General features: G+C 74.0%; 11 protein-coding genes. 10 read left to right on the forward strand and 1 reads right to left on the reverse strand.

What is annotated here, in order from left to right; genetic code table 11:
* Positions 1-119 precede the first annotated feature (119 nt).
* The 10 genes from ACIQCZ_RS02725 (at position 120) to ACIQCZ_RS02770 (ending at position 12,667) form a co-directional block, all read left to right on the forward strand.
* Positions 120-3,293, forward strand: a complete 3,174-nt coding sequence (locus ACIQCZ_RS02725) for a lantibiotic dehydratase (protein ID WP_402278963.1) — start codon at positions 120-122, stop codon at positions 3,291-3,293.
* On the forward strand, positions 3,290-4,618 hold the full coding sequence (locus ACIQCZ_RS02730) for a lanthionine synthetase C family protein (protein ID WP_402278965.1): 1,329 nt from the start codon (positions 3,290-3,292) through the stop codon (positions 4,616-4,618). The genes ACIQCZ_RS02725 and ACIQCZ_RS02730 overlap by 4 nt, the downstream gene beginning before the upstream one ends.
* A gap of 389 nt (positions 4,619-5,007) precedes the next feature.
* Positions 5,008-6,855, forward strand: coding sequence for a glutamine--fructose-6-phosphate transaminase (isomerizing) (glmS, locus tag ACIQCZ_RS02735; RefSeq protein ID WP_402278967.1), 1,848 nt, complete (start codon positions 5,008-5,010; stop codon positions 6,853-6,855).
* Positions 6,856-6,875: 20 nt separating this feature from the next.
* Positions 6,876-7,244 carry a holo-ACP synthase gene (locus tag ACIQCZ_RS02740; RefSeq protein ID WP_351077969.1) on the forward strand — a complete coding sequence of 123 codons (369 nt, stop codon included), beginning with the start codon at positions 6,876-6,878 and terminating at the stop codon, positions 7,242-7,244.
* A 4-nt stretch (positions 7,245-7,248) separates the two neighbouring features.
* Complete coding sequence (locus ACIQCZ_RS02745) at positions 7,249-8,709, forward strand: NAD(P)H-hydrate dehydratase (protein WP_402278969.1); 1,461 nt, start codon at positions 7,249-7,251, stop codon at positions 8,707-8,709.
* Between the two features lie 69 nt (positions 8,710-8,778).
* Positions 8,779-9,177, forward strand: coding sequence for a DUF488 domain-containing protein (locus ACIQCZ_RS02750; RefSeq protein ID WP_402278971.1), 399 nt, complete (start codon positions 8,779-8,781; stop codon positions 9,175-9,177).
* 97 nt (positions 9,178-9,274) lie between these two features.
* Complete coding sequence (gene alr / locus ACIQCZ_RS02755; protein WP_402278973.1) at positions 9,275-10,429, forward strand: alanine racemase; 1,155 nt, start codon at positions 9,275-9,277, stop codon at positions 10,427-10,429.
* Between the two features lie 93 nt (positions 10,430-10,522).
* Complete coding sequence (locus tag ACIQCZ_RS02760; protein WP_402278975.1) at positions 10,523-11,782, forward strand: alpha/beta fold hydrolase; 1,260 nt, start codon at positions 10,523-10,525, stop codon at positions 11,780-11,782.
* A complete protein-coding gene (tsaE, locus tag ACIQCZ_RS02765; RefSeq protein ID WP_361441509.1) occupies positions 11,751-12,281 on the forward strand; it encodes a tRNA (adenosine(37)-N6)-threonylcarbamoyltransferase complex ATPase subunit type 1 TsaE in 531 nt (176 codons plus the stop codon). Before ACIQCZ_RS02760 ends, tsaE begins: the two co-directional genes overlap by 32 nt.
* A 131-nt stretch (positions 12,282-12,412) precedes the next feature.
* Positions 12,413-12,667 (forward strand): hypothetical protein, encoded by a 255-nt coding sequence (locus ACIQCZ_RS02770; protein ID WP_402278977.1) that lies wholly within the window; start codon positions 12,413-12,415, stop codon positions 12,665-12,667.
* Positions 12,668-12,676: 9 nt separating this feature from the next.
* Here ACIQCZ_RS02770 and ACIQCZ_RS02775 read toward each other — a convergent pair whose 3' ends face one another.
* A complete protein-coding gene (locus tag ACIQCZ_RS02775) occupies positions 12,677-13,270 on the reverse strand; it encodes a hypothetical protein (protein WP_402278979.1) in 594 nt (197 codons plus the stop codon).
* Positions 13,271-13,312: the final 42 nt, after the last annotated feature.

Consider the following 13,312-nt stretch of genomic DNA (forward strand, 5'->3'; position numbering starts at 1 on the left):
GGCATCGGCCGACGCGGGACCGACTGAAGTGAGGCGAGGCGGAGCGGGCCCGGCCCGCTCCGCCTCGCCGTACCACCACATCGCTTTCCCGTACCGCCGCACCATGGGGGGCTGCCGACGTGCGACCAGACCTGGAAACGGACCTGGACCTGGATCTCTTCGAGGTCCGCGAGCCGGTGCTCGTGCGGATGGCGAGTGCGCCGCGCGACCGCGCCGAGGCCCGTATCGACGCCGACGACCCCGTGCCGGGGCTCCGCCGCCTGGCCGGTGATCCGCTGCTCCGCCAGGCCGTCGAGGTCGCCAGCGGAAGTCTCTCGCTCAGCCTCCAGCGTCTCGCCACCGCCGAGGGTGCCGCCGCCCTCGGCCGGAAACGCACCCTCAGCGCGGCCAGGACCCTCACCCGGTACGCACGCCGCGCCGGTGGCCGGCCCACCCCCTTCGGCCTGTTCGCGGGCGTCGGCCGGGCCGCCTTCGGCCCCGCCGCCAAGGCCGCGCTCACCGGCCCCGGCGCGGTGTCGGTCCGGCTCGACGGCCTCTGGCTGCACCGCCGGGTGCTCGACTGGCTCGCCGTCCCCGAGGTCCGCCGCCGGACCGACGTCGTCCTCAACGATCTGTGCGTCCGACGGGACGGCCGGCTCACCCTGCACACCGGCGAGCGCGAGATCTCGGTCCGGGACAACGCGCTGGTCGCCGTGGTCCGCGAGGCCGCCGCGCGGCCCGTCCCGTACGCGGCACTCGTCGACGACCTGAGCGCCCGCTTCCCGTCCGTCGAGCCGGGCCGCATCGACGGTCTCCTCGCCGGTCTCGTCCAGCACGGCCTCCTGCTCACCTCCCTCACCCCGCACCGCATCGACGCCACCCTCCTCGACCGCGTCGAGGCCGCCGTCGACGGGGCCGTGCCGGGCGCCGCCGAAGGACTGCGGGCCGTCCGCGCCGCCGCCGGCGCCCACGAGGCGGACCCGCCCGGCCGGGGACAGGACTCCTGGCGGGCGCTGCTCGCCGCCGTCCGCGCCCTGGACGGAGACGACGCGGACAGCGGCCGACGGCCGCCCGTCCATGTGGACCTGCGGATGCCCGCCGACATCGTGCTGCCGGAGGCGATCGGCGAGGAGGTGCGCCGCTACGCCGCCGCGATCTGGGCGATGACCCCCGAGTGGACCACGCTCGCGCACATGCGGGACTACCGCGACCGGTTCATCGAGCGGTACGGCACCGCCTCCGCCGTCCCGCTCGCCGACCTGGTGGACCCGCACCGCGGCCTCGGCCTGCCGCCCGAGTACGGCTCCTCCGCGCCGGCCCACCCCCGCACCGGCCCCGGCGAGGACGCCGACCGTCCCCGCCGCGCCGCGATCGCCGAGCTCCTCCAGCAGGCCGTCCTCGACGGCGGCGACATCGAACTCACCGACGCGGACGTGGCACGTCTGGCCAAGGCCGTCGGACACACCCCGGAGGGCCGCGCGCCGCGCACCCTGGAACTCTGCTTCCAGATCCTCGCCGACAGCCAGGAGGCCATCGACCGGGGCGAGTTCCTGCTCCTGGGCAGTCCGCACATCGGCTCGTGGACGGCCGGCGCGACCGCGGGCCGCTTCGCCACCCTCGCCGGACTCACCGACGAACTCGCCGAGCTGGCCGCGGGCCCCGCTCCCGGGCCCGGCGACGAGGACGTGCTCGTCGCCCAGGTCGACATCATGCCGACCGACCCGCGCTCGCTGAACATCGTGCAGGTGCCGCCGCTGCTGCCGTACCGCATACCGGTCGGCGTCGCGGACGACCGCGGCGACCCGCACTGCCTGGACTGGCGGACCCTCCTGGTCGCCGCGGGCGAGGACGGACTGCGACTGCTGCACGGTCCGACCGGCCGTCAGGTCGTCCCCGTCTTCCCGCACATGCTGGCCCTCGACGCGCAGGCCCCGCCCGTCGCCCGCTTCCTCTCCGATCTCGCCGCCGCCCGGCCCCGGGTCTGGTCCGGCTGGGACTGGGCGGGGCTCGACGTCCTCCCGTATCTCCCGCGCGTCCGCTACGGCCGCGTGCTGACCGCGCCGCGCCGCTGGCTCGCCGGGCGCCGCCTGATGGACGCGGCACGCTCGGGGAGCACGGCCGTGTGGGAGGAGGGGCTGCGCGACTGGCGCCGCCGGGGCCGGGTGCCCGACCGGATCCAGATCGCCCGCAACGACCAGATGTTCCCGATCGATCTGCGCGAACCGTGGGACCAGGGGCTGCTGCGCGCCGAACTGACCGCCGAGGAACCCCGGTTCCAGCTGTACGAGGACCTCACCGCGGACGGTGCCGGGCTCGGCTGGAACTCCGGGTACAGCACCGAGATCGTCGTCCCGCTCGTCCGCGCCCCGCGCACCCCGGCGGCCGGCCGGCCGCAGGAGGACGCACCGGCGCTCGCCAAGTCCGCGCTCCGGTACGCGCCCACGGCGTTCCACCTGCCCGGCGAGGACTGGCTGACCGTCAAGCTGTACGCCGAGCAGGCCGCCCACGACACCCTGCTCGCCGAACATCTCCCCGTGCTGCTGGCCGACATCGGCGCGGACATCGACCGCTGGTTCTTCCTCCGCTACCGCGACCCCGACCCGCATCTGCGGCTGCGTCTCCACGGCGATCCGGCCACGCTGAACGGCCGGGTCCTGCCCGTCGTCGCCCGGCATGTGCGGCGGCTGACCGACAGCGGCGCGGTACGCGGGATGACGCTGGACGCGTACCGCCCCGAGACCGACCGCTACCTCGGACCCTCGGCGCAGGAGGCCGTCGAAGGACTCTTCCTGACGGACAGCCAGTCCGCGCTGGTCCAGCTCCGGGCGCGCCGCGCCGGGGCGGCGGCCGTGCCCGACGACGTCCTCGCGGCCGCCGGGCACGCGGTGCTGCTGGACGCGCTCGGCGACTGGGACTGGTGCGCCTGGGCGGTCCACATGTTCACCAAGGGCCCCGACCACGAGGTCTACCAGCGCCATCGCGCCCTGGCCGACCGGCTGATCGGGCCCGGAGACCTCCCCGGCGACACCGCCCGCCGCGCCGCGGCCGAACTCCGTGTCCCCGCGCTCGCGGAGCTGTGGGCCGACGCCCCCGAACCGGCGGCCTACGGAAAGCTGGTGCTGGCCGCCTCGGAGGCCGACCGCGACGAGGCCGTGCTGTCGCTGCTGCACATGCGGCACAACCGGCTGTTCGGCATCGACCAGGCGGCGGAGGCCCGTGCCTACGCGGTCCTGCGCGGAGCCGCCCGCACCCGCATCGCCCGCCGCGAACACGCGGCCCGGTCCACCGCCGCAGCCGTCAGGAGCGCCCGATGACCACCCTCGACCGAACCGAACTGCGCGAGCGCGCCGGGCAGGTCTCGGAGCGGATCCTCGACCGGCTGGCCGACCCCGCCGCCACCATGGCCGCGACCCGGATCCCGGCCGAGGCCAACGACACCGGCGAGACCGAGGCCATCTGGGCCGAGATGACCCTGGGCAGCGGCAGCCCCGGCCTGGCCATCGCCTTCAGCGGCGCCGCCCGTCCCGGTACCGACCGCACCGCCCGCGCGCACGGGTACCTCGCCGCCGCCACCTCGGCCGCCGCCCTCGGCGACACCACCCCGAGCGGCATCTTCAAGGGGCCCGGGGCCCTGGCCTTCGCCGTCCTGCTCGCCCATCGCGCCACGGGCGGCTACGTCTCCGCGCTCCAGCGGCTCGACGGCTACCAGCGGGACCTGGTCCGCACCGCGCTGCCCGCCGTCCCGGAGAACTCCCCGCTGCCCACCATCGGGCACTACGAGGTGGTGCGCGGGATGACGGGGGTGGGCCGCTACCTGCTGGCCCGCGCCGAGACCTGCGGCGAGGAACTGGAGACCACCCTCACCTATCTGACCCGCCTCGCGCGGGGGGAGGTGGAACACCGCGGCCACGAGGTGCCGCGGTGGTGGGCCCTGGACGCGCCCCGGATCGGCGCGGAGGACCAACTGCCCGACGGCCACCTCAACCTCGGGCTCTCGCACGGTGTCGCCGGGCCGCTCGCCCTGCTCTCGCTCGCCTGGCGCCAGGGGGTCCGCGTGCCGGACCAGCGGGAGGCCATCGAGGCGTGCGTCGCGCTGCTCACCCGGTGGGCGGTGCACGACGAGCACGGGCTGTACTGGCCCCCGTACCTGAGTCTCGACGAGTGGCTGGCCGGACCCGACGCCTTCACCACCCCCGCCGGACGGCCCGCCTGGTGCTACGGCGCCCCCGCGGTCTCCCGGGCGCTGCAACTGGCCGGGCTGGCACTGGACCGCGCGGACTGGACCGGCACGGCGAAGGCGTCCGTGGAGCGGCTGCTGACGCTGACCCCGGACCGGTGGGACATCGACGACAACGCGCTGTGCCACGGCTGGGCGGGTGCCCTGCACCAGCTCGGGCGGCTCAACGAGCACTTCGCCGACGCCCGGATCGAGGAGGTCCGGGACCGGATCGCGGCCCCGCTGGTCGACGCCTTCGACCCGGAGCTGCCCTTCGGGTACCGCTTCACCATGACGAAGGTGCCGTTCGGGACGGACGTCTCCGGATACCTCGACGGGGCGGCGGGCCTGGCCCTGGCCCTGGACGCGTACTCCGCCGGGGGCGTGCCCTCGGACTGGGACATGCCGCTGCTGCTGGCCTGAGAGCCTGTCGGGTGGCCTCGGACCGGATGACGGGCGCGGCCCGGTGCGTGCGATTGCGAGGCGGAGGAGGGAGTCGGATGGGGTCTCCCCTGCTCGAACTCGGCTGAGAGCCCGGGGAAGGAGCGTCGGCGACCGACGACGACGCGGGAGGCGTGCGTGGCCAGGGCACGGCCGCCCGGCCGGAGGCCACCCGACAGGCTCCGAGGGCTGTGACCGGGGAGGTTCACCGGCTCGTGACGCCCGGCACGGCGCCTCGCCGCGTCGTCGCATCACCCGAGTGCGTCCGGGGCGCGCTCTGCTTTTTGTCGTTCCGTCTTGATTTCTGCCGCTCCGTTCACCTTCTGCGACGATGCGAAGGAGAGGGGGAGGGCGATCAGGAAGGGAACGGTATGTGCGGAATCGTCGGATACGTCGGTGGGCAGTCGGCGCAGGACGTTGTCGTCGCGGGCCTGAAGCGCCTCGAATACCGGGGCTACGACTCGGCGGGCATCTCCGTCCTCGCGGACGGCGGTCTGGCCGCCGCGAAGAAGGCGGGCAAGCTCGTCAATCTGGAGAAGTCGCTGGCCGAGGCGCCGCTCCCGGCCGGAACCACCGGCATCGGCCACACCCGCTGGGCCACCCACGGCGCCCCCACCGATGCCAACGCCCACCCGCACCTCGACAACGCCGGCCGCGTCGCCGTCGTGCACAACGGGATCATCGAGAACTTCGCCGTGCTGCGCGCCGAACTCGCCGAGCGCGGCCACGATCTGGCCTCCGAGACCGACACCGAGGTCGTCGCCCATCTCCTCGCCGAGGCGTTCTCGTCCTGTGCCGACCTGGCGGAGGCGATGCGCCAGGTGTGCCGGCGCCTGGAGGGCGCCTTCACCCTGGTGGCCGTGCACGCGGACGCGCCCGACGCGGTGGTCGGGGCCCGGCGCAACTCGCCGCTCGTGGTCGGGGTGGGGGAGGGCGAGTCGTTCCTGGCCTCCGACGTGGCCGCGTTCATCGCGCACACCCGCTCCGCGATCGAGCTGGGACAGGACCAGGTGGTGGAGCTGCGGCGGGAAGGCGTCACCGTCACCGACTTCGACGGGCGGCCCGCCGACGTCCGCGAATACCACGTGGACTGGGACGTCTCCGCCGCCGAGAAGGGCGGCCACGACTACTTCATGCTCAAGGAGATCGCCGAACAGCCCAAGGCGGTCGCCGACACCCTCCTCGGACGGATCGACGGCGCGGGCAGGCTCCACCTCGACGAGGTACGGATCACCCCCCGCGAGCTCCGCGAGGTCGACAAGGTCGTGATCGTCGCCTGCGGCACCGCGTTCCACGCCGGGATGATCGCCAAGTACGCCATCGAGCACTGGACCCGTATTCCCTGCGAGACCGAGCTGGCCAGCGAGTTCCGCTACCGCGACCCGATCCTCGACCAGCGCACCCTCGTCGTCGCGATCTCCCAGTCCGGCGAGACCATGGACACCCTGATGGCCCTGCGGCACGCCCGCGAACAGGGCGCGAAGGTCCTGGCCATCTGCAACACGAACGGCTCCACCATCCCGAGGGAGTCCGACGCCGTGCTCTACACGCACGCCGGGCCCGAGGTCGCCGTCGCCTCCACCAAGGCCTTCCTCACCCAACTCGTCGCCTGCTACCTCGTCGCCCTGTACCTCGGCCAGCTCCGCGGCACGAAATGGGGCGACGAGATCCGGACCGTCATCCGCCAGCTCTCCGAGATCTCCGGGGCGGTCGAACGGGTCCTGGAGACCATGGAGCCCGTTCGCGCGCTGGCCCGTTCCCTCGCGGACCACGACACCGTGCTCTTCCTGGGCCGCCATGTCGGCTATCCCGTGGCCCTGGAAGGCGCGTTGAAGCTCAAGGAACTCGCGTACATGCACGCCGAGGGGTTCGCCGCGGGCGAGCTCAAGCACGGGCCGATCGCGCTCATCGAGGACGATCTCCCCGTGGTCGTGATCGTGCCCTCGCCGCGCGGCCGCTCGGTGCTGCACGACAAGATCGTCTCGAACATCCAGGAGATCCGGGCCCGCGGCGCCCGCACCGTCGTCATCGCCGAGGAGGGCGACGAGGCGGTCGTGCCGTACGCCGACCACCTCATCAGGATTCCCGTTACGCCTACGCTGCTTCAGCCGCTGGTGTCGGCCGTGCCGCTGCAGGTCTTCGCCTGCGAGCTGGCGACGGCCCGCGGCAACGACGTGGACCAGCCGCGCAATCTGGCGAAGTCCGTGACCGTGGAGTAGCGAGCAGTGAAGGAACATGCGTGATCATCGGGGTCGGGATCGATGTGGCCGAGATCGAACGGTTCGACGCGGCGATGGAGCGTACGCCGCACCTGGCCGACCGGCTCTTCGTGGAGAGCGAGCTGCTGCTGCCCAGCGGCGAGCGGCGCGGTATCGCCTCGCTCGCCGTGCGGTTCGCCGCCAAGGAGGCTCTCGCGAAGGCACTTGGCGCGCCGGGCGGTCTGCTGTGGACGGACGCCGAGGTGTACGTCGAGGACAGCGGACAGCCCCGGCTGCGGGTCAGCGGCACCGTCGCCGCGCGCGCGGCCGAACTGGGGGTACGGAACTGGCACGTGTCGCTCAGCCATGACGCGGGGGTGGCGTCGGCCGTGGTGATCGCGGAGGGTTGAGCACATGCGTACCGCGTACAGCGTTCAGACCGTACGGGCCGCCGAGCGCGCCCTGATGGACCGGCTCCCCGAGGGCGCCCTGATGCAACGCGCCGCGGCGGGCCTCGCGGCGGCCTGCGGCGATGTGCTGCGCCGGCGCGGACGGGTGTACGGGGCCCGGGTCGTCCTGCTCGTCGGCAGCGGCGACAACGGGGGCGACGCGCTGTACGCGGGCGCCCGGCTGGCCCGCCGCGGCGCGGGCGTGCGCGCCGTGCTCACCTCACCCGGCCGCGCCCACGAGGGCGGGCTCGCGGCGCTGCTGGCGGCGGGCGGGCGCGTGGCGGAGGGCGACGCGGCGACGAGCGCCTGGGGCGGGCACATCGATCTCGTCGTGGACGGGATCACCGGCATCGGCGGGCGGGGCGGACTGCGCCCGGACGCCGCCGCGCTGGTGCGGGCCTTCGAGGCGACCGGCGCGGCCTTCGTCGCCGTCGACCTGCCCAGCGGGGTCGAGGCCGGCTCCGGCGAGGTGCTCGGTGAGGCGGTGCGGGCCGACGCCACCGTCACCTTCGGCACGTACAAGCCGGGGCTGCTCGTCGACCCGGCCGCCGGCCTGGCGGGCGCGCTGCACCTGGTCGACATCGGGCTCGGGCCGGAGCTGCCGGACGTACCCGACCTGGAGGCGCTGCAGTACGCGGACGTCGCCGCGCTCCTGCCGGCGCCCGCGAGCGAGAGCGACAAGTACCGGCGGGGCGTCGTGGGCATCGTCGCCGGGTCGGCGCGGTACCCGGGGGCGGCGGTGCTGGCCGTCTCGGGGGCGCTGCGGGGCGGTGCGGGGGCGGTGCGGTACGTCGGTCCGGGCGCGGACGCGGTGATCGCCCGCCATCCGGAGACGCTGGTCCACGAGGGCCCGCCGTCGAAGGCGGGACGGGTGCAGGCATGGGTCGTCGGGCCGGGGCTCGGTGACGGCGCGGAGGCCGTCGAGGCGGTCCGTGACGTGCTGGAGGCGGATGTCCCGGTGCTCGTCGACGCGGACGGGCTGCGGCTGCTCGACGCCGCCGCCGTACGCGCGCGCACCGCGCCGACCGTCCTCACCCCGCACGCCGGTGAGGCGGCGGCCCTGCTCGGTGTCCCGCGCGGGGAGGTCGAGGCGGGGCGGCTCGCCGCCGTACGGGAACTGGCCGCCCGCCACCGCGCCACGGTCCTGCTCAAGGGGTCGACGACCCTGGTCGCCACCGACACCGCGCACACCCCCGTACGGGTCAACGCGACCGGCACCTCCTGGCTGGCCACGGCCGGCAGCGGCGACGTCCTCTCCGGCCTGACGGGCTCCCTGCTGGCGGCGGGCCTCGCCCCGCGCGACGCCGCGTCGGTCGGCGCGTATCTGCACGGCCTGGCCGCCCGCCACGCCGCGGACGGCGCCCCCGTCGCCGCGCAGGACGTCGCCGAGGCGATCCCGGCGGCATGGCGGGACGTACGGGCCTGAGTGATCCTGGCCGCAGACAGCGCCGGCGGCAGGGGGCGACGGCGGGCGGACGCCGACAGGAGGCCGATCGTGGGCACCAGCAAGGGCAGCGGTACCGACGTGCGCGTACGCCGGGTGTACGACCCGCAGGAGGACGGCGACGGCACCCGTGTCCTCGTCGACCGGCTCTGGCCGCGCGGCGTGGCCAAGGACCGGGCCGGGATCGACAGGTGGCTCAAGGACGTCACCCCGTCGAACGAGCTCCGCGCCTGGTACCACGAGGACCGCACCGGCACCCGCTTCGACGAGTTCACCGACCGCTACCGCGCCGAACTGGCCGACCCCGTCCACACGGCGGCCGTCGACGAGTTGGTGGATCTGGTCCGTGAGGGCGGCCCGGTCACCCTCGTCACGGCGGTCAAGGACGTACCGCACAGCCATGTCCCGGTCCTCGTCGACCATCTGGAGCACGAGCTGCGCCGGCGCTGAGATGGCGCCCCGCGGCACAGCGGACGCCCCTGGTGACGGCCCCTGCCCGACCCGCCGCCCGCAGGGCCCGCCGTACGCCTCTGAGAGACTGGGCGCGATGAACGAGACAGTGTCTTTGAGAGCCCGTGCCGAGATCGACCTCGCCGCATTGCGCGCCAATGTGCGTGAACTGCGCGCGCGTGCGGCCGGTGCGCAACTCATGGCCGTCGTCAAATCCGACGCGTACAGCCACGGCGCGGTGCCCTGCGCCCGCGCCGCGCTGGAGGCCGGGGCGACCTGGCTGGGCACCGCGACCCCGCAGGAGGCGCTCGCGCTGCGGGCCGCCGGGCTCGGCGGCCGGGTGATGTGCTGGCTGTGGACACCGGGCGGTCCCTGGCGCGAGGCGATCGAGGCCGACATCGACGTGTCGGTGAGCGGGATGTGGGCCCTGCGCGAGGTCGTCGCCGCGGCCACGGAGGCCGGCGTCCCGGCCCGTGTCCAGCTCAAGGCCGACACCGGCCTCGGACGCAACGGCTGCCAGCCCGCCGACTGGCCCGAGCTCGTCGCCGCCGCCCGCGCCGCCGAGGACGCGGGCACGGTCAGGATCACCGGCCTCTGGTCCCACTTCGCCTGCGCCGACGAGCCGGGCCACCCCTCCATCGCCGCGCAGCTGAACGTGTTCCGGGACATGGTCGCGTACGCGGAGAAGGAGGGCGTCGACCCCGAGGTGCGCCACATGGCCAATTCCCCGGCGACGCTGACGATCCCCGAGGCGCACTTCGATCTGGTACGGACCGGGATCGCGATGTACGGCATCTCGCCCAGCCCCGAGCTCGGCACCCCGGCCGACTTCGGACTGCGTCCCGTCATGACGCTCGTCGCGTCGATCGCCCTGGTCAAGCAGGTGCCGGCCGGTCACGGGATCAGCTACGGGCACCACTACACCACCTCCGCCGAGACGACCCTGGGCCTGGTGCCGGTCGGCTACGCGGACGGCATCCCGCGCCATGCCTCCGGCCGCGCGCCCGTCCTGGTCGGTGGCGTGTGGCGGCGGATCGCGGGCCGGGTGGCCATGGACCAGTTCGTCGTCGACCTCGGCGGGGACGAGATCGAGGTGGGCAGCGAGGCGGTGCTCTTCGGCCCCGGGGACCGGGGAGAGCCGAGCGCCGAGGACTGGGCGCAGGCCGCCGACACGATCGCGTACGAGATCGTCACCCGGATCGGCACCCGTGTGCCGCGCGTCCATCTGCATGGCACCCCGGCCGAGTCCTGACCGATCAAGCTCCCCTGACCAGGCACGATCTGAGCACGACTGGAACAGACCAGCCCTGACCTGACGGATACGACCGACGAGGAGCGCGGCACGGTGAGCGAGATCAGCGCGGGGGACGCGGTGACGGACGCCGCTACGGCGGTCGGCTGGCGCCGGGCGGGGTTCGCCGGGGCCGCCATAGGTGTGATCGCGGCCGGAGCCGCCGCGGGCGTCGCGGTCGAGCGGCTGACCGTGGGCCGGGGCATGCGCAGGAGGGCCAGGCTGGCGCTCGACGCCTCGGGGCCGTACGGCTCGCTGCGCGGACTGCCCGGCCGGGCCGCGGCCGACGACGGCACCGAGCTGTACTACGAGATCGACGAGGTCGAACCGGACGGCGGTGCGGGGACCGGTCCGGGCGGCGAGAGCGCAACCGCCACCGGGGCCGGTACGCGCCGCCGCCGGCTCTTCGGCCGCAAGGCGCCCGCGCCCGTCACCGTGGTCTTCAGCCACGGCTACTGCCTCAACCAGGACTCCTGGCACTTCCAGCGGGCGGCGCTGCGCGGTCTGGTCCGTACCGTCCACTGGGACCAGCGCAGCCACGGCCGCTCCGAGCGGGGCCGGGCGCAGGCGGACGGGGTGACGGTCGGCATCGACCAGCTCGGCCGGGATCTGAAGGCGGTCATCGACGCGGCCGCCCCGGAAGGGCGGCTGGTGCTGGTCGGGCACTCGATGGGCGGCATGACGATGATGGCGCTCGCCGAGCAGTACCCCCAGCTCATCCGGGACCGGGTCGCCGCCGTGGCCTTCGTCGGCACATCGAGCGGGAAGCTGGGCGAGGTCAGTTTCGGGCTGCCGATCGCGGGTGTGAACGCGGTGCGAAGGGTGCTGCCGGGGGTGCTCAGGGCGCTCGGCTCCCAGGCCGAACTGGTGGAGCGGGGCCGGCGGGCGACCGCCGATCTCTTCGCCGGTCTGATCAAGCGCTACTCGTTCGGCTCGCGGGACGTGGACCCGGCGGTCGAACGGTTCGCCGAGCGGCTCATCGAGTCCACCCCGATCGATGTGGTCGCCGAGTTCTACCCGGCCTTCACCGAACACGACAAGAGCCACGTCCTGCCCGCCTTCCGTGACCTCCCGGTGCTGATCCTGGCGGGCGACAAGGACCTGGTGACGCCCAGCTCGCACAGCGAGGCCATCGCGGACCAGCTCCCGGAGGCGGAGCTGGTCATCGTCCCGGACGCCGGTCATCTGGTGATGCTGGAACACCCGGAGACGGTGACGGACCGGCTGGCGGACCTGCTGGTACGCGTCGGAGCGGTGCCGGCAGCGGCTAACGTTGGCGGGCATGGAAGCACCGCACAACAGCCTGACGGCTGAGCCAGACGAAGGCGCCGCGCCGGGCACCGTCACCGTGCGTCTGGCCGTCGAATCCCCCGAACAGATGCAGGCCCTCGGCCGCCGGATCGCCGCTGTCCTGCGCCCCGGCGACCTCGTGATGCTCACCGGTGAGCTCGGCGCAGGGAAGACGACGCTGACCCGGGGGCTCGGCGAGGGCCTCGGGGTGCGTGGCGCCGTGACCTCGCCCACCTTCGTGATCGCCCGTGTCCATCCGTCGCTGACCGGCGGTCCCGCGCTGGTCCACGTCGACGCGTACCGCCTGGGCGGCGGGCTCGACGAGATGGAGGACCTGGACCTCGACGTGTCGCTGCCGGAGTCGGTGGTGGTCGTGGAGTGGGGCGACGGCAAGGTCGAGGAGCTTTCGGACGACCGGCTGCAGGTGGTGATCCACCGCGCGGTCGGTGACACGGACGACGAACGGCGCGAGGTCACGCTGGTCGGGATCGGGGCCCGCTGGGCGGGGCTGGGCGAGGTCTGAGCGCGGGACGCGCTTTCCGACAGTGTGTCGGCACATTGTTGCGCCGGGCGGGGCGGGCGTGGTCACATGGATGGTGAGAGCGGGTTAGGCCTGCCTAACCATGCCTTCCGCCGGAGCCTCAGGAGGCATCCATGACGACGTCCGCCGACCGTGAAGTGCCGCCGCCATCGATGAGAGACCTGCTGTCGGCCTGCGCCGCGGCCACGGCGGTCTCGACCCCGCCCGCGCCGTCCGCGGACCAGGACACCGCCCTTCCCGCGGACGACGCGGAAACGGACGCGGAAACAGACGCGGAAACGGACGCGGAAACAGACGCGGACGCGGACGCGGAAACGGACCCCGACGCGCAACCGGTCGAATCCGCCCAGGGACGCCGGGCCGGCTGAACCCGCGGGTTACGGGACGACGACCACCGGCGTGCGTACGGTCGCGAATCCCCACATCGCGTCCCCGTCGGCCCGGGACATCCGCACGCCGCCCGTCTTCAGTGACGGATCCGGGCTCTCCATCGAGCCGTCCACCGCCGCACTGAATCCGACGGACACGCCGTCCACCATCGCGAACCGCACCACGTGCTCGATCATCACGCCGTCCGAGCCCTTGGTGGGCGGCCCCTGGCGCGGCGCACCCACCTGGTACGTCCCGGGCCGCGGGTTCAGCGCGCTCGGCATGACCTCGAAGGTCCTGCTCACCGTGCCGGACGCGTCGACGAGCCACACCTGACGGTCCTTGAGGGCGTACACGACGCGCTTGCCGGTACCGGAGACGGCCGGGAGCGCGGCCGGCGGCTTCTTCTTCTCCTTCGGCTTGTCATGGCCGGCGGCAGGGGCGCTGCTGGAGACCTTCGGCTTGGGCACGGCGACGGAATCGGGGGCGTTCGCCGATGCCTGGTAGGCCAGGAAACCGACCACGGCGAGAGCCGCCGCGGTGAGCCCGGCCACGATTCCCGAGCTGCCCCTAGCCACCGTGCGCGCCCCTTTCGCTTCCATATGTAGTACAAGCGTTTACGTCGTACTCGCGTGTACACGGTG

Origin of the sequence: Streptomyces sp. NPDC093149 (assembly GCF_044754145.1) — a bacterium.
Taxonomy (GTDB): Bacteria; Actinomycetota; Actinomycetes; order Streptomycetales; family Streptomycetaceae; genus Streptomyces.

Excerpts from the sequence above, each read along its gene's own strand:
- ACIQCZ_RS02730 (WP_402278965.1), top strand. The coding sequence starts at position 3,290 with ATGACCACCCTCGACCGAACCGAACTGCGCGAGCGCGCCGGGCAGGTC.
- glmS (WP_402278967.1), top strand. The coding sequence starts at position 5,008 with ATGTGCGGAATCGTCGGATACGTCGGTGGGCAGTCGGCGCAGGACGTT.
- ACIQCZ_RS02745 (WP_402278969.1), top strand. The coding sequence starts at position 7,249 with ATGCGTACCGCGTACAGCGTTCAGACCGTACGGGCCGCCGAGCGCGCC.
- alr (WP_402278973.1), top strand. The coding sequence starts at position 9,275 with ATGAACGAGACAGTGTCTTTGAGAGCCCGTGCCGAGATCGACCTCGCC.
- tsaE (WP_361441509.1), top strand. The coding sequence starts at position 11,751 with ATGGAAGCACCGCACAACAGCCTGACGGCTGAGCCAGACGAAGGCGCC.
- ACIQCZ_RS02770 (WP_402278977.1), top strand. The coding sequence starts at position 12,413 with ATGACGACGTCCGCCGACCGTGAAGTGCCGCCGCCATCGATGAGAGAC.
- ACIQCZ_RS02775 (WP_402278979.1), bottom strand. The coding sequence starts at position 13,270 with ATGGAAGCGAAAGGGGCGCGCACGGTGGCTAGGGGCAGCTCGGGAATC.